Origin of the sequence: Hymenobacter negativus, assembly GCF_017571495.1 — a bacterium.
Lineage (GTDB): Bacteria > Bacteroidota > Bacteroidia > Cytophagales > Hymenobacteraceae > Hymenobacter > Hymenobacter negativus.
The window spans coordinates 124,459-149,987 of record NZ_JAGETZ010000016.1 but is presented as its reverse complement, the minus strand read 5'-3'; the positions used below and the strand labels follow the sequence as shown (position 1 = coordinate 149,987).

Genomic DNA, 25,529 nt, shown 5'->3' with positions numbered 1-25,529 from the left:
AACCACTTCAGGTCCCGGTTTAAATCATGGATTTAAACCGGGACCTGAATTAAAGGGCTCACAAGATAACTACAAATTGAAATATAATCGCATCCTCCTCAAGCTCAGCGGCGAAGCGCTGATGGGCCAGCAGCAGTACGGCATCGACGCCGAGCGGCTGATGCAGTACGCTTCCGAAATTAAGGCTGTAGCCGCCACCGGCATCCAAGTGGCCGTCGTGATTGGCGGCGGCAATATTTACCGGGGTGTAGAAGCCGAAGCCTTCGGCCTCGACCGCGTGCAGGGCGACTACATGGGCATGCTGGCAACGGTCATCAATTCGATGGCCCTGCAAAGTGCCCTGGAAAAACTGGAAGTAAGCACCCGCTTGCTGTCGGGCCTCACCATTCAGCGGGTATGCGAGCCGTATATCCGGCGGCGGGCGGTGCGGCACTTGGAAAAGGGACGCGTGGTGATTTTCGGGGCTGGTATCGGCTCACCGTATTTTACGACTGATTCGGCGGCCTCGCTGCGGGCCATTGAGATTGAGGCCGACGTGGTACTGAAAGGTACGCGGGTAGACGGCATTTATACCGCTGACCCGGAGAAGGACCCTACTGCCACGCGCTTTGCCGAAATCACTTTCGATGAAGTACTGGCTAAAAACCTGAACGTGATGGATATGACGGCCTTTACGCTGTGCAAGGAAAATAACCTACCCATCATCGTATTTGATATGAATACGCCGGGCAATCTGGCGCGCTTGCTCGATGGCGAATCGATGGGCACCTTGGTGAGCGCGGGCAGTCCGAGTGTGGGCCGTGACGGCCACAAGTCGGTGCTTGACCCAACGCAAAGCCTGCTTCAGCCGTTGGTGGGCAACCAGCCGGAACAAGCTTAATTTTTAGTTGTCAGTTGCTCGTTGTCAGTTGTTAGTTTGCACCAAAGAAACTACACTGATAGCTGGACCTGACAACAGAAAACTATCAACTGACAACTAACTAAAATGGACGAAGAAATTCAGTTTTACCTGGATGAGCTAGCGGAGTCGATGGGCAAAGCGCTGGCGCATGTAAACGTGGAAATGAGCCGGATTCGGGCGGGTAAAGCCTCACCAGCTATGCTCGACAGCCTGCGTGTGGACTACTACGGTACCCCCACCCCCATCAGCCAGATTGCCAACATCTCGGCTCCAGATGCCCGTTCGCTGCTTATAAAGCCTTGGGAAAAAAATATGGTGAGCGAGGTAGCTAAGGCCATTAAAAACAGCGACCTTGGACTGAACCCAGTATCGGATGCTGATGGAGTGCGGCTCAACATCCCGTCGATGACGGAGGAACGTCGCCGTGAGCTGGTGAAACAAGCGAAGAACGAGTCGGAAGCAGGTAAGGTGCGCGTGCGGGGCATTCGCAAGGATGTGAACGAATCATTACGAAAGCTACTGAAAGAAGGCGCTTCGGAAGATGCTGTGAAAAGCGCCGAGGAGAAGGTGCAGAAAACAACGGACACTTACATTGCTGAAGTTGATAAAGTATTCAACAAGAAGGAATCAGAGATTATGACCATCTGATTTTGGTTTGCTAAAAAAGAAGAAGCCCGGCGAAACTCGTCGGGCTTTTTTGTGTGCATGTACAGTGAATTTCAGAAAAGAACGTGCATGTAATGCCTAGTCTACTTAACTAGTTCTGCTTCAACGGTGGTGGGCACCAAATAACGAATGCTGCGGCCGATGCGGAGGCTTTCGCGAATATAGGTGGCCGAGATGTCGAGCAAGGGTGCTTCCATCACCTTCACGCGGGGGAAGGAATTCAAATCAGGGATGGGGGTGCCAGGGCGTGGGTAAACATAGATGTCTACTTCAGCTAATAAGCGGGCTGATTGCTCCCAGCGTGGGAGGCTGGGTAGGTTGTCGCTCCCCATCAGGAGCACAAAATCGTGGGTAGGATGACGCTGGCGCAAGGCATCGAGCGTGGCAATGGTGTAGCTGGGGCGTGGCAGGCCAAACTCTACGTCTTCGGCCCGTAAGCGCGGGTTGCCAGCAATGGCTAGTTGCACGAGGTGTAGGCGCTGGGTTTCCGGCCGCAGGTCGACGGCAGCTTTGAAAGGATTGTGCGGCGTGACAACCAGCCAGACTTCGGCTAAATCCGTGCGCGTGGCAAAGTGCTCGGCCAAGATGAGGTGGCCGATGTGTATTGGGTTGAAGGAGCCGAAGAGCAGGCCGATGCGGTTGGTCATCCTGAATATTCCGCGCAGCAAGCGACGAAGGACCTTATCACGAATAATCGCAGCCCTAACGGCGCGAACGTGATAAGGTCCTTCGCGCTGCTTAGGATGATATATTAAACGATGGCGGGCTCGGCGCTAATAAACTGACGCACCAATTTTTCGGCTTGAGCCGAAGCTTCGTCTAAGTCGTCGTTGACGACAGTCACGTCGAATCGGCTTTCAAAGCCGAGCTCGAAGTTGGCTTTGTACACCCGCGAAGAGATGCTGGATTGCGAATCGGTAGCGCGCGCCTGTAAGCGCTGCTCGAGGACCTCGATGGACGGTGGACGGACGAAAATTGCCAAAGCCCGGTCCTTATAGAAGTCCTTGATACTGAGACCACCTTTTACGTCGACATCGAGAATAGCGTGCTTGCCGCTATCCCAGATGCGCTCGATTTCAGACTTCAGCGTGCCGTAGAACGCGCCTTCGTACACTTCTTCCCATTCCACAAATTCGTCGTTGCGAATCTTGTCCTGGAAATCCTGCACGGAGATGAAGTAATAGTCTTTTCCGTTTTCTTCGGCGCGCCCGCGGCGGTCGCGGGTGCAGGCCGAAATGGAAAAGCTAAGCTCCGGCAGCCGGTCCATGAGCCGGTGCACGATGGTGGTTTTGCCAGCGCCCGAGGGGGCTGAAAACACAATGATTTTGCCTTGCATCGCGCAAAGCTAGCCAGAAGCAGCCGGTTTTTAGGCTGTAGTGGCGCCTATGCGAGCCAAAATGGCATCATGCAGGCTGACCGGAATGGGCCGGCGAGACACACGCTGGTTCAGGAACCCAATAAAAACCTTCTGCTTGTCGAGGCTATCGAAGCAGGGCGAGCAGTCGGTCGCATGGTCGTAGAGGTAATCTTCGTCCTCAGCGGTCACGTGCTGGCCTTCGATGAGTTGGTCTAGTACAGTATTCACTCGTTCGCAGTCGGGGCCATTGTCCACAGCAGTAGCAATGGGGGCCGACGTATTGGTTTTTGTAGTAACGGATGGGTTCATAAGTGAAAATACAGGAAAGGGGTGATTGACAACGATGTGCAGGGCCATAGCTGAATGCCCTTGTTCGAGACGTTAATTATTATCGTCGTCGGTTAGTTCCGTTTCGTCGTCAATTGCTTCATTACCATATCCCATTGATTGGGCATATTTCTCCAGTTTGTCCTTGAGAAAGTTGCGGGCGCGGTGCAGGCGTGAACGCACTGTACCAATCGGGATATCAAGCACTTTGGCCATTTCCTCGTACGTAAAGCCTTCGAGGTCGCAGAGGATGATGACGGTGCGAAAATCAACGGGCAAAGAATTTAGGGCGCTGGCCACTTCATCGCCAATCAAATCACGAGTGGACTGCTGGCGCATGTCGGATGAAGAGGCACCTACTTCGCCTTCTGCTTCAACATCGTCAGGGTTGTAATAGCCTTCGATTTCGCTGTAATCGACTTTGGCAGGCTGCTTGCTCTTCTTGCGGAAGTCGTTGATAAACGAATTCTTAAGAATGCGAAAAAGCCACGCTTTGGCGTTGGTGCCGGACTCGAAATACTCGAAGAAACGGTACGCCTTAAGGTACGTTTCCTGCACTAGGTCATTGGCATCATCCTCGTCGAGGGTTAGCCGATAGGCAAAGTTGTAGAGCGGGTCGAGCACGGGCATTAGTTCGGCCTGAAAGCGCCGGTCTTTTTCCTCTTTGCTTAGTTTAACCCGTTCGGGAGAATCGCTCATACAGGTGGGCGGGGGAAGTTGTAGGTCGAAACCTACGAAGAAATAGGAAATTAGAACAAATATATCAGGCGCCTTCAGCTACTCGGATGCATGGGGTGGCCGGGTTGCTTCGCGCCGAAGCCGCTCGTCGGATGTTGCTGCTTTCGGCCAAATAAAGCGAAAGGCAGCGGCATTCAACGTGCGGCACTCTGGCGGATGTACGGATTGCCATGCCGGGTAGGTTGCGCGAAACGCTATATGCAGCAAACTAACTGGCTCAATAAGCCATTGTTCGGCGCTGGCAGCATTTATTGTTCTGCGGTCAATGGTTGCCAGTTGGCCACCCGCGCCGCTACAGTAGCGGCTTCAATGGCCCGAATGCAGGTGCAGGCGCTTGGTTGCTTGCGGCAGTCGCTGCAATTGGGTTTGTCGAACACCAGGAACTCGGCGTGGGGGCCCAGCGGGGCCCAGCGGCCGGGGTGCATGGGCCGGATGGGTGGATAGAGGCCTAGCGCGTGGCGGCCTAGCGCAGCGGCGAGGTGCAGCGGGCCGGTGCTGCCAGCCACGAGGCCATCGGCAGCGGCAATGAAGGCGATGAACTGCGGCAGGCTGAGTTGGCCGGTAAGGTCAGCCGCAAGGAAAGCCGCGTTTTGCTGAAGCCAAGTGGCCAGCTCCTCCCCTTCTGCCGCCGTGCCGGTGATAAAGACGCGGTGGCCTGCTTGGTGCAACAGACGAGCGAGCTGGGCGAAATTATCGAGACCCCACTCGCGGGCACTACCCCGGCTGCGCGGGTGCAGGATGACGTTGAGCTGGTTCGGCTGGCGCTGTTGGAGCAACTGCTGGTGTTGCGGCGCTAAGAGCTCAGTGGCGTGCAGGCACACCAGTTGGGCTACTTCGGGAAGCGTAGGCTCGGAGGTATCACCCAAGGGCTGGAGCAGCTTGGGGTTTAGCTGGGCCTCGTGCAGAGGCGAATGGCGGCGGCTGAGGGCCACTAGTCGGTTGCAGGTGAGCCAGTGCTGCCAGCGGTTGCGGGTGCCAATGCGCAGGGGGATTTTGGCCTTTTGGGCAAGGCGGGCCAGGGTTTTGTTGGGGAAGACGTGGATGATGGCGGCGGCTGCATAATCACGCAGGGTAGCCACTTGGTCATTCTTATTCTGCTGCTGCAGCTCATCTAGGTTCAGAAAATCATCGACCCAGGGACAAGCAGCGGCTACGGCAGCGGTGTAGGTGCGACCGATGAGCACGACCCGGCAGCCGGGAAACAGCTGCTTGAGTCGCCCGCAAACCGGCAGAGTCAGTACGACGTCGCCGATGGCATCGGTGCGGGAGACGAGGAAGGTGAAGGGCGTTTCCGGGCTCATGCTTCGGCGTGTTCGGTGCGGGTTTTCAGCTTGGCGAATTTCAGAAACACGCCCCAGGCCGAAATACCGGCAATGCACAAACCTGCGAAGCCATCGAGAAAGCCGAGGCGAAATACATAGCCGTGCACAAATTTCCAGAGCGGCTTGAGTAGCAGATGAAACAGGCTGACCTTGGTTTTGCCGCGCAGGGCTAGCTCCTGGGCCGTGATGCTGGTGAACTTGTTGAGTTGGCTGACGTGCTGAGCAATGCTGTGGTAGCTGTAGTGCAGAGCGTCGCCGATAAGCTGCCCGGTAGTTTGGCCCTCGGTCACCTCGTAACGCTCGTGCAGGAGCAGGCCGGTCCAGCGGCCCAGGCGGCGGTCGTAGAGGCGCAGCTTGTGGTCGGGGTACCAGCCGCCGTGACGCACCCAGTGGCCGCAGTAGTTGGTGAGGCGGGCCAGCGCATACGCGGCATGCTGCCAGTTTTGTTTGGCATCGCGGATGGACTGGCGCAGCTCGTCGGTGAGAACTTCATCGGCGTCGAGCTGCAGGACGTGGTCAAACTCGGCTTGGCTGGTGGCATAGTTTTTCTGCTCCACGTAGCCAGCGAAGGCGTGTTGGATGACGCGGGCACCGTGTTGGCGGCAGATATCCACGGTGGCATCGGTGGAGAAGGAGTCGACCACCAGCACGTCGTCGGCCACATCGCCCAGCGCCTGGAGGCAGCGGGCAATATTGGCTGCTTCGTTGAAAGTGATGATGACGACGGACAGGGAAACGGGCATGCGCCGGCAAAGGTAAGCCGGCGGATTGGGCGGGGTGTATCCGGGCCTTGCTACCTTGGCGGCGCTTTTGGCTCAGCTTTTTTCATTATGCCGTCATCGCCCATCCTGCCCTGGCAAGACACCCACAACCCCGAATACCGCATTGCCAAGGGCTGGCGCATGCTGATGTATCTGCTTCTCCCGCCGCTGCTGGTATTGTGCTTGGCGCTGCCATTTATATTGTTGAAGGGTGAAAATCCGTCACTAGTTGGGGCAGTCATTCTTGTAGGCATGTGCCTGTTTTTTGCTGCCGTGATATTATACGCCCTGTTTGACACCATTAAAGGGCGTTTCATTATTGGACTGCGGGAGATAAGTCAGGTAGGTGCTTTTAAGACCAAAACACTGGGCTTGAATGAGATTTTGGGCTACCGGCTGGATGACAAATACATTTACATCAATCCCAAAGAAAACTACCTGCCCACCATCAAAATCAGCGTCAGCATCGAGCGGCACCTAGAAATTATTCAATGGCTGGATGGGCACTACCCAGACCTCGACCGCACAGAAACCGAACAAGCCACCGCAGCCCTGCTGGCCGACGATGCGCTGGGAGCTACACCCGAGGCGCGGGCAGCGGCTTTGGCCCGGGCCCAGCAAGTGGCGTGGGGGCTGAACATTATCGGTGGACTAACCGGCGCGTGGCTGCTATTATACCCCACGCCATATAATTGGGCCGTGGCAGCGGGCCTGCTGCTACCAGCCCTCACGATAGCAGCACTGTGGTTACTGCCCAACACCTTGCGCATCGACGAGCAAAAGAACAGCGGCTACCCTTCGGCGCTGGTAGGCTTTCTTGCGCCGAGCATGGCGCTATTGATACGGGCCCTGTTCGACTACGAAATAGTGAGCTACGCGCAACTGTGGCCGGTGGTGGGAAAAGTAGCGGCGGGCGTGGCCGTGCTGTTGGCTATTGGGAGCCGGATTTTTTTGTTCCGGCAGGGCGCGCCGACGCGCACCATTCTCGCCGTTTTGCTGCTGGTAGCGCTTTATGGCTACAGCGCGGCGTCTATGGTAAACACGGTATATGACGAGGGAGAGCCCACAGCTTTCACGCCCCATGTGACGAGCAAACATATTTCCTCGGGCAAAACCACTACCTACCATCTCACCCTGGACGCCTGGGGGCCAATGGCGGCGGGAAAAGACGTGCAGGTGAGCCGTGAATACTACCAGCTGGTGCAGCCCGGCCAGCCCGTGACAGTGGCCCTGAGCCCTGGCCGCTTGGGCGTGCCGTGGTTTATGGTGTTAGAAGAATAGGGCGGTAAATGCCTTCGGGCCAGGCCGGGCTAACGCTCGAGCAGTGCGGCCCGTAGAAAACCACTCCATTTCGCGTGTCGCAAGCCGCACTCCGTGCGTAACTTGCGGCCGAATTCGTTTTCCAACCCATGAAAAAAACGCTCCTCCCCGGTCTGTTGGCCGCTGCCCTGCTTTCGCTCACGCTGCCTTCGTGCGGTCCATCCACGTCGGATAGTGAAGATGACATCGTAACCGCCAAGCTGCCCGAGTTGCCCGCCGCTCCCGACACCACCAAGGGTGCCAAGCAGCCCGAACAGTTCCGCGAGCTGAACTCGGTGAACGCAACGGAGGACATCAAAAAGATGCAGCCGCAGATGTAAACCAGCAGTTAGCCAGATAATAGTGAGCAATGAACAGGGCCCAATGCGGCGTTTTTCATTGCTCATTTTTGTTAGCGCTGGTTTCGACTTTCACCCCCAACCGTTCCTGTCCATCAATGACTGATAACTATACCTTACGCCGCGGCGTGGAGGCCGACTTGCCCCAGGTGCTGGGCCTGATTCAGGAGCTGGCCGAGTACGAGAAGGCCCCCGAAGCCGTGACCAACACACTGGAAGCCATGCGGCACGACGGCTTTGGTCCCACGCCTATTTTCAGCTTTTTCGTGCTGGAAAACGAGGCTGCTGAAATCATTGGGCTGGCCCTGTTCTACACGGCTTATTCAACCTGGAAGGGCCGTATGCTCTACCTCGAGGACCTGGTGGTGACCGAAACTGCCCGGCGCGGGGGTCTGGGACGGCTTTTGTTCGATGCCGTGGTGGCTGAGGCCCGCGTCATCGGCGCAGTACGTCTGAAATGGCAGGTACTGAACTGGAATGAGCCGGCCATTACCTTCTACAAAAAGCTGGGGGCCAATATTGAGGATGAGTGGTTCAACGGCAACCTGGACGAGGCACAGTTGAACCGCTACGAAGTGGCCCCAACAGTGGCAGCAGTCGTCGGGCCGGCGCAGTAGCTTGGCTGCACTTTTTAAGTAGCAACTACCCCGAAGCTATGCTTTGGCCCACGGTGAACAATCTTGTTCCGATGGACCGAAGCACGGCTTCGGGGTACTCGTTTTAGCGGCTCAAATGGGGCTCACAACCGTATGAATTTCCGGGTACCGGTGCGGCCTTGCGTATCCTGCCAGCTCAGCACGTAGAGGCCGGGGCGCAGGCTGGGCAGGGGAATATTCAGTATGTTCAGGCCGGTGGTGGAACTGAGTGCCGTACTGAGCACCCGGCGACCCAGCGCATCATACACACGGAATACAACGGCACCGTCGGCGGCAGCGGGGTATTGCAGGCGCAGGTAGTTGTCGGCTACGGGGTTGGGGAAGATGCTTAGCTCGTTGCCTTCGGTGCTTGCCAAAACCGGGGCGGCATTATCGCGCGTGCCGTCGGGCCGCAACAGGCGGAGGCGATAGTAGTGCAGGCCAAGTAGCGGCTGCGCATCCACTATCTGGTACCGGCCGGCAGTAGCATTGAGCGCCACGGTGCTCAGGGGCTGCCAGGCAGTAGTATCGCTGCCGGTACTACGCTCCACCGTAAAGCCGCTTAGGAAGCATTCGTCGCGAGTGGCCCAGGTTACGGTAACGCCGGTACCGGCCGCGTACTGCGCGCCAAGGCTGGTGAGCGGCGCAGGTAGCAAAGCCGCCCCGCCACAACCCAGGCTGCGGAAGCTGCGCACCCGCAGCACCTGCCGCCCCCCGGCAATGTCGCTGAGCGGATTGAGCCGGCGGTTGTTCTGGCCCCGGGCCACGGCGTAGTGCATCACCGCGCCGGGCAGGTTGAGGTGGTTGAGCTGCTGGGCGTGGCCCAGCTCGTGCACGGCCACCGACTCAAAATCAATCTGCGGCGCAATTGCTAAAGCCGGACCAAACTGGAACACGGTGGCATCGTCGAACTGCATATCAATCTCCTTCACCCAGAACACCACCTCGCCGCTGGGCGCATAACAGCCGCGATAGTAGCTGGTGGTGCGCCCCAGCACCGAGGCAGGCAACTCGGTGCCCTGGTCGAAGGCGACAACGTTCTGACCATCGTCGGCAACGGCATTGGTGGCGCTGGCGGGGCCGACTTCCCAGTTCATACCCGACTGGCAGCGCCAGGTGGCCAGGGCCCGCTGCCAGGCCGCCGCGGCGTTGGCGTTGAAATTCGGGCTGAACTGGAAGCTGATGCCGTCGTTGGTGTTCAGGGCAATGTGATTGGGACGCTGCAGGATGTTGCCATCGGTGCTTTCCACGTTAGTGAGGGCGTAGACGACGGTCAGCGACGTGGGCGTTTCCACGCCAAACTGGTCGGAAGTGGTGACGCGCACCAAGCCAGAGCCCGCCGGGTGCCCCCCGCTGGCCACCGAAGGTACCCGTACCTGAATCCGGGTATCGGACCAAGCCAAGTAATCCGATTCGCGGGCTTTCACGCGGGTGGCCCCGCCGTCGTCGGCATTTCTGAACTCAACAAAGCCGCTGCCCCGGCTGGCACCAAAGCCCGCACCCGTAATGGTGAGTACCGCGCCGGTACCCGCCGACAGACTCAAGGGCGAAAATCCAGAAATAGTAGGCGCCATGCCGCGCCGCATGGGCCGGACCAGCAGCGTCGGATTGGCCTGTAATGCCTGACGCGGCTGCCCCGTGAGGCGGGCTATATCCTGATAAAAAGCCGTGTTGATGGCTGGATAGGCACGAAATGGCTCGGTAGCGGTACCGTCATTGGTATTGTATTCGATAAAACCCTGCTCGCTGCCAAAGGGCGTGAGGGCACGTTGCATCGGGCTGAGAACCAGGCCCGACCAGGGTGCAGGCGTGAGGAAAAACACACCCTGTTGGCCGGGTTCCAACTGGAGGGTATTGGTGAGACGCTGCTGGTCGAGGCCCAACTGGCCGCCTTCGGTGATGAGTACGAGGCCAGTGGTATCGGCGGGCTGGCCCTTCAGCAGGGCAAAGGGGCGCAGCCGGTGTCGGGTAAAGAGCCGGGTGTGAGCCGTATTCCAAAAGCTGCGGGCATCAAGCACTTCGGCTTCAATCACTACTGCCGACTGCCGGGCCCGGACAGCCGGCTCCAGCGGCAGCATCAGGCAGTGCATTTCGGTGGGCTGGGCCTGGGTGGTGGCCGCTTTGGCCCCCAATAAAAGCACCCCGAGCACAGCCCCTACCCGGCGACGCAAAAGGTGAACAGACAGTAGCGAGTGCGGCATAAATGAAGTAAAAACAAGGGCTGCCGAAGATACGGAAAATGCCCCAGGCGCGGTGCTTTAGCGCCACGCATCTAAGTCGCTACCGGCCAACGGGCGCAGGCTGGGGCTGGTTGGTGGGCGCATCCGATGCCACTACGGGCCAGCCGGCGGCATCGTACTGCAACCGTTCGAGGATGAGGGCGCGGCGCGAGTAGCCTTCCGAGTCGTCGATAGCATCGAAAGTGGGTTGGAGCGGGTCGATGGCGTGGCAGGCCAGCCAGTCCTGGTCGGCGGCATCGGTTACGACGCAGTTGTGGCCGGGGGCACCCCAGTGGGCATTGGCGGCCAGCAGGGCGGCGTGGGGGTTGGCTTGGGCGGCGGCCTGGGTTTCGAAGGGGCCGGTAGCGTGGCGGGCGCGGGCCACTAGCACGGCATAGTGGGCGTTGGCCCCGCAGCAGTTGTCGCCCGAGAAAAACAGGTAGTACCAGCCGTTGCGAAAATGCACCCAGGCGGCTTCTACCAGCCGGTGGTAGTCATCGGGGTCGTTGGTGGGGCTGGGCTGAATGACGGCTTTTGCCTCGCTGCCAGGCTGGAAGCCAAGCCGGTCCTCGGCCAGCTCGCGCACCCAGATGGGACCGAACCCGGAGCCCCAATACAGCAGGCGCTGCCCGGTGGCGGGGTCGTCGAACGCCATGGGGTCGATGCAGGTGAACCCGGGGCCGGGCAACATCGGCTGGCCACTGTCCACGAAAGGGCCGGCCGGCGCCTCGGCCACCGCCACGGCCAGGCTGAAGAAGTCGGCGCCATCGGGCCGGGTGGAGTAGTAGAGGTAGTAGCGGCCGCCGTGCTCGCTAACGTGCGGCGCCCATATTTTTTGGCTTTGCTGTGCCCAGGCGGGTTTCTCAGGCAAGCCTTCGCCGAGGTGCTCCCAATTCACCAGGTCGGACGACCGGGCAATCTGCAGGTTGATGACGACGCCAGCGCGCCTGGTTTGAGTGCCGTAGGCGTAGTACCAGCCATCCGGGGCATGGATGATGGTGGGGTCGGGGAAGTTGTCGTCGATGATGGGGTTGGTGTACATAGGCCGCGCGTCGGAGGAGAGTTGGCAGCGGCCCGGCCCGTTTCACCTGTCCAGCGGGCTGGGTTGGGCCACCGGCTGCTGTTGCTGCAACCATACGTAGGCCGAAGCAATATCGTCGAAAGTCGTAACGCGGGGCACTTCGATGGCAGCTACCGCTACTTCGACCTGCTGGCGGGCCATCAGACTACGCGGCAGGACCCAGGCAATGTATTGGAGGCCGGCCCGCCGCATTTCGCCAATCCACCAAGCCCCCCATTCGCTCAGTTGCATGGTGGTGTGGCTGATGCTGGAATTGTCGTTAAGGATTTTGTGGCAGGGCCAGTCCCGCAGGCTGTTCAGCATCTGCATGCAGCAATTCTGGGAAGAGTCCTGGTTGTGCTCCCCTTTCCAATCAACATACAGCCACCCGTTGTGCGCGTCGTGGCCGATGAACAGCTGAGGGGAATCGACGATGGGGTGCAACTGCATAGCGACGGCAATATTGAACGCATTAGGTTCAGGGCGTCAAATTTACTCTCGAACCGTGCTTGTGACGCATTGGGGCCAGTAGATTAAGCAGCCCATGATGGAAACACAGGCTTAATGGCCCACCTGCATCCCTATCGGGCTAGCTTTGCAGGCTGTTTTGTGCAGGTGGCATTGGCCACTGTTTATTCACTTTCTCTCTTTATTTCCCTTTATGCTCAAAAAATGTATTGCGCTGCTGGCTTTTTGCTGTGCCCCTTTTAGCCTGCTGGCGTGGGGCTTGGTGGGCCACCGGGCCGTGGCGCGCATCGCCGAAAACCACCTCTCTTCTGCCGCCAAACGCGAAGTGGCCCGCCTGCTGGGCACCGAAACCCTGCCGCTCGTGAGCACCTGGGCCGACGAGCTGCGCGGCGACGCCCTATACGCCAACACCACGCCCTGGCACTACATCAACACACCCGATGGGCTCACCCTGCCCGCCTTCACGGCGCTGCTAAATGCCACGCCGCTGCCAGCCGTGCCCACCAATGCCTACCAGGCCCTGCTACACATGCGCCAGGACCTGAAAGACCCCAAGAAGAGCGACGCCGAAAAGCTGGTAGCCCTGAAGTTTCTGGTGCACCTGGTGGGCGACGTGCACCAGCCCCTGCACGTGGGCGGCCACGCCGAGGACAAAGGCGGCAACGACATCAAAGTAACTTGGCGCAGCAAGGATGAAACCAACCTGCACAGCATCTGGGACAGCGGCCTGCTGGACTACACGGGCTTCACCTACACCGAAATGGCGGCTGATTACGACCATGCCACGCCGGCCCAAATCAAGCAGTGGCAGAAGGATGACGTGACGACCTGGCTGTTTGAGTCGTACCAGTTGTGCCCGCCCATTTATGCCAGTGCGGCCACCAATCCCAAGTTCGACTGGCACTTCTACCCCACCTTCGGCCCCACCACCCAGCAGCAGATTCTGAAAGCCGGCATCCGGCTGGCCGGCGAGTTGAACGAGCTGTTCAAATAGCTAACGCCACAGGCCCGTTCTATAATGCCCAAAAAGCCCCTGCCACGGTAGCGGCAGGGGCTTTTTGCTAAGCTGCGCCGTAGTAACATCTCCATAATATTGCCCGTCATAGGGGAATAAACTGCCTGACTAGCGCTGACTTTCTCCATGACGACTTCATTTGACCAGCTGCCCGCCCACGTAGCGCACTCCCATCAACGGGTGCACGTAGTAGTTGAAATACCTAAGGGCGAGCGCAATAAAGTGGCTTTCGACCCTGAGTTGGGCGTTTTCAAGCTGAAAGGCGTGCTTCCTGAAGGACACAGCTTTCCGTATGATTTCGGCTTCGTGCCCTCTACCAAAGCCGAGGATGGCGACCCACTCGATGTGCTGCTTATTCTGGATGCACCCACTTTTCCGGGCTGTGTGGTGGAGGCCCGCCTCATTGGGGCCCTGGAGCTGGAACAGCGGGAAAACGACGGCAGCACCGTGCGCAACGACCGCCTGCTGGCCGTGGCTGCCGACTCGCACGAGCACAAAAGCATTCATGCCCTGACCGATTTGAGTACCGACATGCTGCACGAAATCGAGCACTTTTTCAGCTCCTACAACGAGGCACACGGCCGCAGCATTCGGGTGCTGCGCCGCGTGGGGCCCGAGCGCGCCCACGCCCTGCTCAAGCACGCACTGCTCTAATTTCTATCGCGCCATGAAACAACTCTGGGACTTGCTTTTTGGCCCCGATGCCGACTCGCACACCATCACGGCGCTGCAAATGACGACGAGGGCAATCCTGATTTTCTTCGCCGTGCTGGCGTTGCTGCGCCTGTCGGGCGCGCGCACATTCGGAGCCAACACAGCTTTCGACATGGTAGTAAAAATCATGCTGGGAGCCGTGATGAGCCGCGCTGTGGTAGCGGCCTCGCCGTTTTGGGGCACGCTGCTGGCCGGCCTTGTGCTGGTGGGGCTGCACCGCGTGCTGGCCTGGGCGGCCTTCCGCAGCCATTTTGTGGGCAAGCTGGTGAAGGGCGAGGGCCTCATGCTGGCCGAAAATGGCCGCCTCAACGAGCCCAACCTGCGCCGCAACCACCTCACCCACGACGACCTGCTCGAAGGCCTGCGCGAGAGCGGTAACATTGGCACCGTGGAAGATGCCGAAGCCGTACGCCTGGAACGCGACGGCAGCATCAGCGTGGTAAAGAAACAAGAGTAGCGGCAACCTCCTCAACGGGCACAAGTTTAGCGCAGCATAATGCGCTCTATCCCATCTTCTCTACTAACGCCGGCCGCTTATCGAACCACGGCCGCGCCTGTTCCAATTGCCCCGCCAAGCGGAACAGTATGTCCTCGGCCCCGAGCCGGGCAATGAATTGTACGCCGCAGGGCAGGCCGTCGGCGGTCCAGTGCAGGGGCACCGACATGGCCGGCTGGCCTGTGAGGTTGGCCACTTGGGTGTAGGGCGTTTTTTCGAGGCTCTGCTCGGCCAGCTTCTCCACGATGCCGGAGCGGCGAATGAGGCCACCGAGGCCGAAAGTGTTCACCAGTTTCAGCAGCTTTTGCTCCAGGGGCTTGGGTTGCAGTTCACCAATGCGCACGGGCGGCGTGGCCAGGGTGGGCGTCAGGAGCAGGTCGTAGGTTTGGTGGAAGCGGCCCATGCGGCGGGCGCTGTCGTTCCAGGTGTGGCGGGCGGCGGCAAAGTCGGCGGCCGTGTAGGTGCGGCCCAGCAAGCCGAGTAGCCAAGTGGTGGGCTCCACATCGGCGGACCGGGCGGGACGGCCCAAGTGCTTGCTCAGGGCAGCAATATTGGCCCCGGTTTCGCCAAAATACAGCATCAGGAAAGCCGTGGCCACAGCCCGGCCATCGAAGGGCAGCGGTACTTCCTCCACGTCGTGGCCCAGGCCTTCGAGCAGACCAGCGGCCTCGCGCACGGCTGTGGCACATTCCGGGTGCAGGGCACTGCCCAGCGGGTGTCCCAGGCTAAAGGCAATGCGCAGCCGGCCGGGGGCCTGGCCCACTTCTTCCAGATAAGGCCGTGCGGGGTTGGGCAGGAAGTAGGGTGCGCCCGCATCGGGCCCGCAGGTGGCGTCGAGCAGGGCCGCGCTGTCGCGCACCGAGCGGCTGAGCACATGTTCTACGGCCGCACCCTGCCACTTTTCGCCCTGTTCCGGGCCGGTGGGCACCCGGCCCCGGCTGGGTTTCAGCCCAAACAGCCCGCAGCAGGCCGCCGGAATCCGAATGGAGCCGCCCCCATCCCCTGCCCCGGCCACCGGCACAATGCCCGCCGCCACGGCCGCCGCTGCGCCGCCACTGCTGCCGCCGGGCGTGTGGTCCAGGTGCCAGGGGTTGCGGGCAGGGCCATAGAGCAGGGGCTCGGTCACGCCCATCAGGGCAAACTCGGGGGTGTTGGTTTTGCCCAGGATGTTGAGGCCCGCCGCCTGCCAGCGACGTACCAGCTCGGCATCTTCCTGGGGCACGAAGCTGCGTAGCGCCCGGCTGCCTGAAGTGTGCGGCACGCCCGCGTACTGCGCCCCAAAATCCTTCAGCAGAAACGGCACACCGCCAAACGGCCCGGCGGGCAGCCCCGCCGTGGCCCGCTGCCGGGCCGGCTCGTAGAGCGGCTGCACTACGGCGTTAATTCGCGGGTTGACCGTTTCGGCGCGGGCAATGGCGGCGGCGCACAGCTCGGCAGCAGTGAGCTGGCCAGTTTGCACAAGGGCAGCCATGGCCAGGGCATCGAACTGGTCGTATTCAGAAGAAGAAATCATGCGCTAAATGTACTTCCTTATCCAAGGCAAGCTCCAAAGCCGCGGTAGTTCCGTAGGTACCGGCGCAAAGGCCTGTATCACCTGGAAATCATTATATTTCGTATTCAGATAAGCCGGCCTGCTTTTTCTACTGATTTCTTCTCCGCAACATGGTAACACCTGTATTCCTCATTGCTGATGAGTCTGCGGCGCTGGCATTTTACATCGGCTGGCTGGGCTTTCGAATCGACTGGGAAGAGCAGCCCAAGCGAAACCGGGTATACCTACAGATTTCGCGCAACGATGTGGTGCTGCATCTCAGCGACAGCCCCGCCGACAGCGCCATGGGGGCCGCTGTCCGCATGGAAGTGCGGGGCCTGCCCGCCTACCACCGCCGGCTTATGAGCAAGGACCAGCCGCCCATGCAACCCACCCTAGCCCCCGCCTACTGGAATGAGCGGGTATTGGAAATGGAAGTTCTCGACCCCTTCGGCAACCGCCTCATCTTCTGTGAGCCCGGCGCACTGGAAGGGGGTTGATAGCTAAGAATGATTAAAGGCTCAGCAGCTCCCGGAAGCGCACGGACTGCTGGCGCGACACCTCTACTTCGGGGCCGTCGCGCAGGGTTAGCTTGAGCGTGTTACTGAACCAGGGCTCAATGCCGGCAATCCATTTCAGATTGATAATCTGCTGGCGGTTGACGCGAAAGAAAACTTTGGGGTCGAGGCGGGCCTCCAGCTGCTGCAGGGTGCGCGGGATAAGCGGCCGGTGCTGGTCGAAGTGAATGCGGGTGTAGCTGCCATTGATTTCAAAGAGCTTGATGTCGGCCAGCTTCACAAACCAGCACCGCTCGCCGTCCTTCACAAACACCTGGTCCTGGGCCGTGAGCGGGGCTAGTGGAGCTTCCTCGGCCGGGCTAGCGTGAGCAGTTTCGGCCGGCGCGGCTTTGGCCAGCTGGGCCCGGGCTTTGGCCAGGGCAGCCGCCAGGCGGGATTCCTGCACTGGCTTCAGCAGGTAGTCCAGGGCATTGACGGCGAAGGCCTGCAGGGCGTATTCGTCGTAAGCGGTGGTGAAGATGACGTGTGGGGCCGCCTCCAGCGTAGCCAGCAGCTCGAAGCCGGTCTGGCCGGGCATCTGCACGTCGAGCAGCAGCAAGTCGGGCCGCAGGGCCTGGATTTGGGTACGGGCTTCATCGGCGTGGCGGGCCTCGCCAACTACCGTCACATCGGGGAAAGCCTGGAGCAGGTGACGCAGCTCGGTGCGCGCCAGGCGCGAATCGTCAACTAGTAGAACGTTCATAAATGGGTAATTCGGAAGTCGTCAGTCATCCTGCGCGCAGCTAAGAGCTTATTACCGATTGTACCGTTTGAGTTACTGCAAACCGCTTTTCGGTGATAAGCTCCTTGGCGAGCTCATGATGACAATAAAGGCAGCCGCAGCTCAGCGGTCACAGTATCGGCCTGCCGGGCATCGTCGGCGACAGCCAGACTGGCGGTGGGGCCGAACAGCATTTGGAGGCGCTCGTGGGCATTGGGCAGGCCCACGCCGGTGTGGTCGGGGGCGGCGGGGTTGGGCTGGAAGTGGCCGGGGTTGCGCACTGTGATGAGCACCTGCCCGGGCCGTTCGAGCTGCGCCGAAATGTGGACGCCGCCGCCCCCCGGCCGGGGCGCAATGCCGTGCTTGATGGCATTTTCTACCAATAACTGAAGCGTCATAGGCGGCAGCAACACTTCCCGGGCCACGGGCGCCACGTCGATGGAGAAATGCAGGCGCTCTTCCAACTGCAGGCTTTCGAGGATGAGGTAGTGCTCCACTATTTCAAGCTCGCGGGCCAGCGGCACCTGCTCGCTGCTGTTCAGCTGCAGGGAGTAGCGCAGCAGGTCCGAGAGGTGGGTCATCATCTCGCGGGCGCGCACCGGGTTTTCCAGCACCAGCGCCCGGATGTTGTTGAGGCCGTTGAAAAGGAAGTGCGGGTTAATTTGAGCCTTGAGGGTGCGCATCTCGGCCTCTCGCACGGCAGCCGTCAGCTTCCATTTGTCGATTTCGGCCTGGCGCAGGTTGTCGAAGTAATGCAGGCTAAAATACGCCGCCGACCACAGCAGCATAAAGAAAAATGAGTTGGCCGTGTAGCCCACGTATTGCAGCCACGGAAAGCCCTTGCCGTACTCACCCGTTTGCAGGGCCCAGAACAGCAGCGACACCAGCACCCCGGTCAGGGCCATGCTCCCCACCGCCACCAGCAGGTTGCCGAGCAGCAGCCGCGGCAGCAGCGCCGCCAGCGGCAGGCGCGTCCAGCCGTGGCGGCGCAAGTACAGCCGCAGCACGTGGCTGCCCAGCAGCATCGAACCCGCCACGATGACCTCAATGGGCACAACTATCGGCCTGAATTTGCCAAAAACCACTGACAGCACGCCGCCCAGCAGTCCATACGCTCCCCAGCCGCCAACCTGAAGAATCCAATACAAGCGCGGGCGGGCTGAGGAGCGGGACATGAGCGGAAGGATTATTGAAAAAGCCGGAGCAGGCAGGTCTGCAAAATTAACTTCATGACGGGCTGCACGGTGAGTTAAATACATGCCCTACTTCTTGGCCACGGCAGGCTGTTTCAGAAACGCGTCGGACTGGGCCAGGAACCAAGCAGTGTCGTCGTACATCAGGAAGTGGCGGCCAGCTTCCGACAGTTCAATGCGAGCCTGCGGGAGCTTGGCGTATTGCTGCGTGAAGACAGCGCGGGTGCTTTCCTTGGTCGAGCCGTACTGCGCGTAGGCAGCCCAAGCCCCGAGCACCAGTACCGGCTGCTTGATGCGGCTGATGTCGTTGCGCAGGTCCATGGTGTACATGTCGTACATGGCCTGGGCCACGGTGGGCGCATCCGAGGCCACGCCCCACCGGGCCACTTGCGTCTGACGGGCGGTATCGGTCACCATTCCGGCCACCATCGGCCGGCGGGCTGCCATGGGCATCTGACCCTTTTTCATTTGCTGGCGCGTCTGCTCTGCCATAGGCTTCACGGTTTCCACGGTAGCAGTAGGGTTTTGCACAGCTGCCAGGTAAGGCAACGAATCCAGAATCACGAGCGGGCCGATGGCATCGGGCTGGGCCGTACTCAGAGCCAGCGCCATGAAGCCGCCCAGGCTGTGGCCCATCACCACGGGCTTGTTTAGCTTTTGGGTTTTAATGTAGGCCAGGAGCTGGTCGCGCACAGCGGGCAGTAGCGGGTCGGCCAGCGTGGCTGCCGGGGCACTGCCCCCAAAGCCGGCCAGCGTGATGATGTGGCACTGGTACTGCTTTTGGTAGTGAGCCACGGCCTCGTCCCACACTGCACCGGGGCAGGTCAGGCCGGGAATCAGCAGCATGGGCTGGCCCTTGCCCACCACCCGCACCGTGAAGGTGGGGTGCTGGGCGGGGTTATCCACAATAACAGTGTGCATAAGTACAGCAGGAGTGGCAGCCTGCGTCGCGCCAGCGGCACTCAGCAACAGCAGCGACAAGGACAGGCGACGGGCGAAAGCAGCGGTTTTCATGGGTTTGGTTGGGGTTATTGGCGATTGAATGACCCAAACTTACCGGCCCATTTCAGCCTCCGAAACCCATTTCCCGCGAACGGTAATCCAGCCCGCTGAATGGGCTGGGTAGCGGTTGAACGGCAACCACCACCCAGGCCATCGGACGCGTAGCCGGGAGCATCGGATGCATTTCTGGAACTAATCGGATGAGCTACCGAGGCAATAATCTATACTGCGGCTCACCCACTTGCTCCCTACTTCGCTTCGGCCGGCACCAAGCTATTGAGGTAGCTCTCCAGATTCGTGTAGCCATCAGTAGCACGCAGGGCGCGGTCGGCGGCGTCCTTGGGGTTGAGGCCATTGGCCTTCTCCCACGCGTCGGGCATGCCGTCGTGGTCGGTATCGGCGGGCGCGGCGGCGGACTTCAGCACCGGCCAGGCTTTCTGCGACACACTGTAGGCCGTGCCGTGCGGGTAGTGGCCCTGCACGTCGATGATAGTGCCGGTGCGGGTACGCACTTCCCGGATGATGCGCTGGTCGAGCGTGTCGCGGCGCGGGGCAATGGCGCCGGCGCCACGCAGCACGGCCTCGTAAGCTTCGGGAGCCGTTTGCAGGGTAGTGGGTCCCAGTGAAAAAGGCGTTTCCACCTTCGACTGCACCGTATCAGCGGCGGTACCGCCGTTCATCACCACGCCGCGCCAGTTGCGGGCTGTTACGGCAGCAGAGCCGTCCACGTAGTTACCGGTCAGATAAAACTTGCCATAGGGCAGCCGGCCTTTTTCCTTGTCAATCTTGTAAGGGTTCAGCACCTGGGCCAGCACCTTTTCGTTGGTACTGGGCCCGGGCTTGTAGTAGTTGTTGACGATGTTGTAATTGCCTCCCTCGCCGGCGTACACGTTGTTTTCGCCCCAGTCGTAGATGACATTATTGCTGAAATCGCAGTTCTCGAAGCCCGCCGGGTGCGTGTAGCGGCTGCCGTTGAAGCGCGGCGTGCGGTTTTTGCAGTGCGCAAACAGGTTGTGATGGAACGAGGCATGCTGCCCGCCCCAGATGCCGCCGAAGCCGTGGTGCTCAAAGTCGGTATCCCCCTTTTCGAAGTGGTAGGAGTAGTTCAATGGCTCGGCCATCATGTTCCATTGCAGCGTGGTGCTGTCGCCTTCGTACACACTTAGGGCCTCATCGGTGCTCCAGCTCATTGAGCAGTGGTCGATAATCAGGTGGTTATTGCGCAGGCCACCAAAGGCGTCGTCGCCACCCGCGCCGTCCACGAAGCCTTTGTTCTGGTTTTTGTCGCCCATCCGGAAGCGCAGGAAGCGCACGATGACATTATTCGCCTTCACCGACACCGGATAGTCAGCTAGGCAAATGCCGTCGCCGGGAGCCGTCTGGCCCGCAACGGTAGTGTTGCCCTTGCTAAATGTGAGCGGCGAAAGCAGGTGGATAGTGCCCGATATCCGAAACACAATGGTGCGCGCCGGTGCTTTGGCCTCGCTAAGCTGCGCGGCGTAGCGCAGGCTGCCAGGTTTGCCATCGTCACTGAGGTTGGTCACTTCCAGCACCGTAGTGGGCACTGCCGACGAACCCCGCCCGCCGCTGGTAAAGCGCCCTGCTCCCTCGGCTCCCGGAAACGCGACTAGGCCCTGCGCCGGGCTCAGCACCGGCAGCAACCCAGCCACCCCAAAAGCCAGCAACCGTTGAATTTTAAACTGCATGAAGTTGGATTAAAGCAGCAATTTATGGCTGCCCGTGTGAATGCGTGATGAATAGTCCTTTGCCCCTTTACAAAGGTGATACCAAGCTCGGGCAAGTCGCCTGCTCAACTTGCCGGATATGACGGAAACTTTTACCCAATGAGTTTCGTGTTAGGACTGTTATATTGTTTCCTGTTAGAGTTCCAACCGGCACACTACCGCGCCCCTGTCCCACCCCAAACGTTGACTTGTTATGCGCTTACTTTTTCTCGTTGCCACCGTTGCCATGTTTTGCAGTACCCGGCCAGCAAGTGCTCAGCGCGCTGACACCCAGCCCCCTACTGCCAGCAGCTCGACCGAACGGACGGCACCTGCTTCCCGGTCCGGCCGGCTGGCTTGCGTGCCGCTCGTAGGAAAAGTCTACGACCCCAACGGGGTGCCACTTGTGGGTGCTACGCTGCTCGTGAAAGGCACGCACGACATTTACGTCACCGATTCGGAGGGCAAGTTTCTGCTTTCGAACACAGTGTATGAAGGCCAGCAACTAACCGTGGGAGCAGCCGGCTATATCCCCCAGGATGTCCCCCTCACTGATTGCACCCTGCCGCGACTGGTACTTGAAAAAGACCCCACTGCCCACATCAAGCGCAGCGGCAAGCGGGTTGGGCAAGTCACTCGCCTCAACAATCGGCGCACCAACATGAAATAGCCTTGTGCTGGGCAATCCTCGGCCTAGCCTGACTAAAACCACTGAACAGCAGCGTGCCACTCTGAGTGAAAACTCGGCGTGGCACGTTCTTTTTACTCTATATTCAGCATAGCACCTATACCCTTTACAGAGCGTAGGTAGAGCGCCGCCCATTGAACATCCACTGTTTTTTCGCTGAACTCATCCCACCTAACTATCTCATATTCAAAAGACAGGCGCATTCATATTTATTTGACAAGCGGATAGTTAATAGCGCAGATATACCTTTATCATGGGACAATGGCAGTTTATGACTGGCAATCCAGGTATTTTCAGTGCACCTTTTCTTGAGCTGATGACTAACCGCACAACTTGGTTTGGGGGTAGGTGGCGGGGCTGGCTGCTGGTGCTGCTCGCGCTGGCCAAGATGCACGGCGTAGCAGCTCAGGCACCGCTTTTTCTGCGCGATACTGCTCAGGATTACACCTTGGGCCGCCATTGGGACGTATTAGCCGTGCCCACCAGCGAACCAGATAACCTGACGCTGGCGCAGGTGCGCGCCCCCGAGTGGGCTGCCCGCTTCCGGCGTAGCCAGCAAGATGCCCCCAACGAACGAGGCGGCAACGGCGAAGTCTGGCTGCGCACCACAGTGGTGAATGCCGCTACGCCCCACACCACTTGGATACTCCGCAACAAGTTATCCAGCACCAATAAAATTACGGCTTATGTGGTGGGCCCCGATGGCAACGTGCAGGAGCTGGCAATGGGACCGGCTTCCCTGGCGGCCCAAAACCAAGCCGTGCCCTACCGCTGCTACCACCGGGTGCTGCCCCTACCCATGGGCCAGCCCGTCACGGTATACCTACAAACCCGGGGAGGCATCATCGATTACAGCCTATGCGAGCAGCACACCCTCCAGCGGCTCAGCTATTGGGAAAACCTTGGACTGGCGCTTTTTCTGGGCACCATGCTCATGCTGGGGCTATATAACCTGTTCCTGTTCATTTCCATTCGGGAAGTAGCCTATCTGTATTATGTGGCCTATGTACTGGCGTTCTGCGGCTTGCACATGCAGTCGAAGGGGCTGTTTTTCTGGTGGTTCTACCCGGCTCTGAGCACTGCCAATAACGAGCTGCTGCTATTAGTCCTGACAACGGCGGCCACCTTGTTTGGCGCGCTCATGGCCCGCTCCTTTCTGGATACCAAGCGACTGGTGCCACGTCTTGACTGGCTGCTGGTGGCTTCGGCGGTGGCGGCACCGCTGCCGCTGGTGGCCCGCTACCTGCTTCCCGATGGCATCTTTTCCTTTATTTATCAGTTCATGCCCTTCTTCACGGGCTTGGTCATGCTGACCGTTGGCATTGCCGTGATGCGTACCGGCTACCGGCCCGCCCGCTACTACATGGCCGGCTGGGGCCTGGTTATCCTGGCCGTTTTCGTTTACTCGCTGACCCGAATGAACGTGCTGCCGGCCAATGGCTGGACCATGAACGGCACGGGCCTGGCGTGGGTGCTGGAAATGGCGTTTCTGTCGTTTGGCTTGGCCAGCCGCTTCAACCTGGCCCGTGCGGCCGAGCAGGAAGCCCAAAGCCGGGCCCTGGCCACGCTACGTGAGAAGGAAGAGGTGCAGCAAACCGCCAACCGGCAGCTCACACGCCGCGCCGCCGAGCTGGAAAAGGCCTATGCTGAGCTGCGCGACAGCCTTGCCACTTCCGAGCAGCTCAAAAGCCTGGATGAGCTAAAAACCAACTTCTTCACCAACATCAGCCACGAGTTCCGCACGCCACTCACCCTAATACTGGGTCCGGCTGAAGACCTGGCCATCGACAATCCCGACCCCACCACGCGCCGTAGCGGCAGCCTGATTCTTCGCAATGCGCAACGCCTGCTGCGCCTGGTGAACCAGTTGCTGGACCTTAGCAAGCTCGAAGCCGGCGCCATGGAGCTGCTGCCCACAGCCGGCGACGCCGCCAGCCTGGCCCGGCAGCAAGCGGCTACTTTTGCCTCGCTGGCCGAGGCGCAGGGCGTGCAGTTTCGCACCGAAGGCCCCGTGCGGCTGCCCCTGGTGTTCGATGCGCCCAAACTGGAAACCATTCTCAGCAACCTACTCACTAATGCGCTCCGCTTCACCCCCAACGGCGGCGAAGTCGTGCTGGGCTGGCGCGTCGTACCCGCCACAGCCGCTGAGCCCGCAGCCGTAGAATTTATGGTACGCGACACCGGCCCTGGCATTGCGGCTAGCCAGTTGCCGCAACTGTTCAACCGCTTTTATCAAGGAGCTTCGCCTTCGGTGCCGGGTGCCCAGCCGGGCACGGGGGTCGGCCTCACCCTCGTGAAAGAGCTTACCGAACTGCACGGCGGCACCGTGGCCGTGAGCAGCCCGCCCGGCCAGGGAGCCACGTTCACGGTGCGCCTGCCCATGGACCTGGTGCCGGTCAATGGTGCCCCCTCGGCGGAAACGGATGCCAGCCGGCTCGCGTCCACGGCTCTTTCCTCAGAAATGATGGCTTTCACCCCATCACTTGACGATTATCCGGAGCCGGTTGCGGAAGCCGACGTCGTCCTGTTTGTTGAGGACAATGAGGATGTGCGGGAATTTGTGCGCTCCAGCCTGGCCCCAGCTGGCTACCGCCTGCTAGAGGCACCCGACGGCCTGCGCGGCGTGGAACTAGCCCTGGAACATGTGCCTGACCTGATTGTGAGCGACGTGATGATGCCAGGACTCGACGGCTACGGCGTGGTAAGGCAGCTGAAATCTCACAGCGCCACCAGCCACGTCCCCATCGTGCTGCTCACCGCCAAATCGGCCGGCACCGACCGGCTGGAAGGCTTGGAAACCGGAGCCGATGCCTACCTGGGCAAACCCTTTTCAGCGCGCGAGTTGCGGGCACAGGTGCGTAACCTGCTAGCCCTGCGTGACCGCAACCGTACGTTCACGCTCGTCACTCCGCAAGCGGCCCTCACCGAGGCGCAATCTACTCAGCTGCCACCACTGCCCGATAATGACCAACCCAGTGCCCCCGCCCGCCTCTCATCCATCGACCGGAATTTCCTGGAGAAAGTGATAAGCACGGTAGAGGAAAACCTGGGTGACAGCGACTTCGATGTCGACCATCTTAGCCGGGCCGTGGCGTTGAGCCGGACCCAGGTGCACCGCAAGCTACGCGCCCTCACCGGGCAGGCCCCGGCTGAGTACATCCGCACGACGCGGCTACAACGGGCTCTGGAACTGTTGCGGGAGCGAGTGGGTACTGTCTCAGAAATCAGCTACCAAGTGGGTTTTGGCAGCCCGGCGCACTTTTCCACGGTGTTTTCGCGGCATTTTGGTTACCCGCCCAGCGAGGTGGCACGGCAGTAGACGCATTTAAAGCCCTCTCATAGCAAGGCCCCGAAGCTTCGTGAAGCTTCGGGGCCTTTGGTTATCCGTGGTTTAACGGAAGGTTAGCGGCCGTAGCGTCCATTGTGGCGGTCGTTGCGGTGCTGGGCTTCCCAACGAGCGCGCTCGGCGGCTTTGCGCTGGTCTTCGCGGCGCTGGGCTTCCAGGCGGGCGCGCTCCAGGGCCTGCTGCTTGCGTTGGGCTTCTTCGTAGCGGGCCCGTTCCAGGGCCATGCGGCGCTCGTTGTCGCGCTGGGCTTTTTCGTAGCGAGCCCGTTCGATGGGCGAGAGGCGGCGCGGGTCATTGTGGTCGGTGGGAGCAGCGGCCGAAGCAGCGGTGGAAGCAAACAGGCCGAAGGCGGCAATGAGCGAAAGCAAGGAGGTTTTCATGGCTAAAGTTGCGTTGAATGGTTGGGAAGAATCTTGGGTGAGCTACCGAG

At 60.1% G+C, this 25,529-nt stretch carries 26 protein-coding genes; 11 read left to right on the top strand and 15 right to left on the bottom strand.

From position 1 onward, the window contains the following. Positions 1–76: 76 nt before the first annotated feature. Both pyrH and frr read left to right on the top strand, forming a co-directional pair. On the top strand, positions 77–880 hold the full coding sequence (gene pyrH, locus J4E00_RS25050; RefSeq protein WP_208178114.1) for a UMP kinase: 804 nt from the start codon (positions 77–79) through the stop codon (positions 878–880). A gap of 105 nt (positions 881–985) precedes the next feature. After that, positions 986–1,549, top strand: coding sequence for a ribosome recycling factor (gene frr / locus J4E00_RS25045; protein ID WP_208178113.1), 564 nt, complete (start codon positions 986–988; stop codon positions 1,547–1,549). A gap of 101 nt (positions 1,550–1,650) precedes the next feature. On the opposite strand, the gene nadD is transcribed toward frr, so the two are convergent. From nadD to J4E00_RS25015, 6 genes are all read right to left on the bottom strand, one after another. Continuing rightward, positions 1,651–2,214 (bottom strand): nicotinate (nicotinamide) nucleotide adenylyltransferase, encoded by a 564-nt coding sequence (nadD, locus tag J4E00_RS25040; RefSeq protein ID WP_208178112.1) that lies wholly within the window; start codon positions 2,212–2,214, stop codon positions 1,651–1,653. A 104-nt stretch (positions 2,215–2,318) separates the two neighbouring features. After that, on the bottom strand, positions 2,319–2,903 hold the full coding sequence (gene gmk / locus J4E00_RS25035) for a guanylate kinase (protein ID WP_208178111.1): 585 nt from the start codon (positions 2,901–2,903) through the stop codon (positions 2,319–2,321). A 30-nt stretch (positions 2,904–2,933) separates the two neighbouring features. After that, positions 2,934–3,233 carry a hypothetical protein gene (locus tag J4E00_RS25030; RefSeq protein WP_208178110.1) on the bottom strand — a complete coding sequence of 100 codons (300 nt, stop codon included), beginning with the start codon at positions 3,231–3,233 and terminating at the stop codon, positions 2,934–2,936. A 72-nt stretch (positions 3,234–3,305) separates the two neighbouring features. After that, the gene (locus J4E00_RS25025) at positions 3,306–3,950 is read right to left on the bottom strand and encodes a sigma-70 family RNA polymerase sigma factor (protein WP_208178109.1); all 645 of its coding nucleotides are present in this window, start codon (positions 3,948–3,950) and stop codon (positions 3,306–3,308) included. 287 nt (positions 3,951–4,237) lie between these two features. Then, positions 4,238–5,290 (bottom strand): glycosyltransferase family 9 protein, encoded by a 1,053-nt coding sequence (locus tag J4E00_RS25020; protein WP_208178108.1) that lies wholly within the window; start codon positions 5,288–5,290, stop codon positions 4,238–4,240. Then, positions 5,287–6,054 (bottom strand): glycosyltransferase family 2 protein, encoded by a 768-nt coding sequence (locus J4E00_RS25015; RefSeq protein ID WP_208178107.1) that lies wholly within the window; start codon positions 6,052–6,054, stop codon positions 5,287–5,289. Before J4E00_RS25015 ends, J4E00_RS25020 begins: the two co-directional genes overlap by 4 nt. 87 nt (positions 6,055–6,141) lie before the next feature. On the opposite strand from J4E00_RS25015, the gene J4E00_RS25010 reads away from it, so the two are divergent. The 3 genes from J4E00_RS25010 (at position 6,142) to J4E00_RS25000 (ending at position 8,347) form a co-directional block, all read left to right on the top strand. Continuing rightward, positions 6,142–7,353, top strand: coding sequence for a hypothetical protein (locus J4E00_RS25010; protein WP_208178106.1), 1,212 nt, complete (start codon positions 6,142–6,144; stop codon positions 7,351–7,353). A gap of 128 nt (positions 7,354–7,481) precedes the next feature. Continuing rightward, on the top strand, positions 7,482–7,712 hold the full coding sequence (locus J4E00_RS25005; protein WP_208178105.1) for a hypothetical protein: 231 nt from the start codon (positions 7,482–7,484) through the stop codon (positions 7,710–7,712). Between the two features lie 116 nt (positions 7,713–7,828). Beyond that, positions 7,829–8,347 carry a GNAT family N-acetyltransferase gene (locus tag J4E00_RS25000; RefSeq protein ID WP_208178104.1) on the top strand — a complete coding sequence of 173 codons (519 nt, stop codon included), beginning with the start codon at positions 7,829–7,831 and terminating at the stop codon, positions 8,345–8,347. A gap of 122 nt (positions 8,348–8,469) precedes the next feature. Here J4E00_RS25000 and J4E00_RS24995 read toward each other — a convergent pair whose 3' ends face one another. The 3 genes from J4E00_RS24995 to J4E00_RS24985 all read right to left on the bottom strand — a co-directional run bounded on the left by J4E00_RS24995 (position 8,470) and on the right by J4E00_RS24985 (position 12,094). Then, the gene (locus J4E00_RS24995; RefSeq protein WP_208178103.1) at positions 8,470–10,566 is read right to left on the bottom strand and encodes a T9SS type A sorting domain-containing protein; all 2,097 of its coding nucleotides are present in this window, start codon (positions 10,564–10,566) and stop codon (positions 8,470–8,472) included. Between the two features lie 79 nt (positions 10,567–10,645). Then, positions 10,646–11,626 carry a glycoside hydrolase family 43 protein gene (locus tag J4E00_RS24990; protein WP_208178102.1) on the bottom strand — a complete coding sequence of 327 codons (981 nt, stop codon included), beginning with the start codon at positions 11,624–11,626 and terminating at the stop codon, positions 10,646–10,648. 42 nt (positions 11,627–11,668) lie between these two features. Next, positions 11,669–12,094 carry a hypothetical protein gene (locus J4E00_RS24985; protein ID WP_208178101.1) on the bottom strand — a complete coding sequence of 142 codons (426 nt, stop codon included), beginning with the start codon at positions 12,092–12,094 and terminating at the stop codon, positions 11,669–11,671. 211 nt (positions 12,095–12,305) lie between these two features. Here J4E00_RS24985 and J4E00_RS24980 point away from each other — a divergent pair, with 211 nt between their 5' ends. The 3 genes from J4E00_RS24980 (at position 12,306) to J4E00_RS24970 (ending at position 14,298) form a co-directional block, all read left to right on the top strand. Continuing rightward, positions 12,306–13,106 (top strand): S1/P1 nuclease, encoded by an 801-nt coding sequence (locus J4E00_RS24980; RefSeq protein ID WP_208178100.1) that lies wholly within the window; start codon positions 12,306–12,308, stop codon positions 13,104–13,106. A 147-nt stretch (positions 13,107–13,253) separates the two neighbouring features. Next, entirely contained in the window at positions 13,254–13,781 is a 528-nt protein-coding gene (locus J4E00_RS24975) for an inorganic diphosphatase (RefSeq protein ID WP_208178099.1), read from the top strand. A 13-nt stretch (positions 13,782–13,794) separates the two neighbouring features. Beyond that, positions 13,795–14,298, top strand: coding sequence for a DUF421 domain-containing protein (locus J4E00_RS24970; RefSeq protein WP_208178098.1), 504 nt, complete (start codon positions 13,795–13,797; stop codon positions 14,296–14,298). 46 nt (positions 14,299–14,344) lie between these two features. Here the strand turns inward: J4E00_RS24970 and J4E00_RS24965 are convergent, their stop codons facing one another. Further along, positions 14,345–15,850, bottom strand: a complete 1,506-nt coding sequence (locus tag J4E00_RS24965; protein ID WP_208178097.1) for an amidase — start codon at positions 15,848–15,850, stop codon at positions 14,345–14,347. A 149-nt stretch (positions 15,851–15,999) separates the two neighbouring features. Here J4E00_RS24965 and J4E00_RS24960 point away from each other — a divergent pair, with 149 nt between their 5' ends. After that, complete coding sequence (locus J4E00_RS24960; RefSeq protein ID WP_208178096.1) at positions 16,000–16,368, top strand: glyoxalase superfamily protein; 369 nt, start codon at positions 16,000–16,002, stop codon at positions 16,366–16,368. A gap of 13 nt (positions 16,369–16,381) precedes the next feature. On the opposite strand, the gene J4E00_RS24955 is transcribed toward J4E00_RS24960, so the two are convergent. The 4 genes from J4E00_RS24955 to J4E00_RS24940 all read right to left on the bottom strand — a co-directional run bounded on the left by J4E00_RS24955 (position 16,382) and on the right by J4E00_RS24940 (position 21,047). Further along, complete coding sequence (locus tag J4E00_RS24955) at positions 16,382–17,128, bottom strand: LytR/AlgR family response regulator transcription factor (protein ID WP_208178095.1); 747 nt, start codon at positions 17,126–17,128, stop codon at positions 16,382–16,384. A 113-nt stretch (positions 17,129–17,241) separates the two neighbouring features. Beyond that, entirely contained in the window at positions 17,242–18,321 is a 1,080-nt protein-coding gene (locus tag J4E00_RS24950; RefSeq protein ID WP_208178094.1) for a sensor histidine kinase, read from the bottom strand. Between the two features lie 87 nt (positions 18,322–18,408). After that, on the bottom strand, positions 18,409–19,353 hold the full coding sequence (locus J4E00_RS24945) for an alpha/beta fold hydrolase (RefSeq protein WP_208178093.1): 945 nt from the start codon (positions 19,351–19,353) through the stop codon (positions 18,409–18,411). A gap of 236 nt (positions 19,354–19,589) precedes the next feature. Next, positions 19,590–21,047 (bottom strand): polysaccharide lyase family 1 protein, encoded by a 1,458-nt coding sequence (locus J4E00_RS24940; protein WP_208178092.1) that lies wholly within the window; start codon positions 21,045–21,047, stop codon positions 19,590–19,592. Between the two features lie 232 nt (positions 21,048–21,279). Between J4E00_RS24940 and J4E00_RS24935 the strand changes: the two genes are divergently transcribed. Together J4E00_RS24935 and J4E00_RS24930 are read left to right on the top strand one after the other, a co-directional pair. Further along, a complete protein-coding gene (locus J4E00_RS24935; protein ID WP_208178091.1) occupies positions 21,280–21,735 on the top strand; it encodes a carboxypeptidase-like regulatory domain-containing protein in 456 nt (151 codons plus the stop codon). 334 nt (positions 21,736–22,069) lie between these two features. Beyond that, on the top strand, positions 22,070–25,072 hold the full coding sequence (locus tag J4E00_RS24930) for a 7TM diverse intracellular signaling domain-containing protein (RefSeq protein ID WP_208178090.1): 3,003 nt from the start codon (positions 22,070–22,072) through the stop codon (positions 25,070–25,072). 83 nt (positions 25,073–25,155) lie between these two features. Here J4E00_RS24930 and J4E00_RS24925 read toward each other — a convergent pair whose 3' ends face one another. Next, a complete protein-coding gene (locus tag J4E00_RS24925; RefSeq protein WP_208178089.1) occupies positions 25,156–25,479 on the bottom strand; it encodes a hypothetical protein in 324 nt (107 codons plus the stop codon). Positions 25,480–25,529 lie beyond the last annotated feature (50 nt).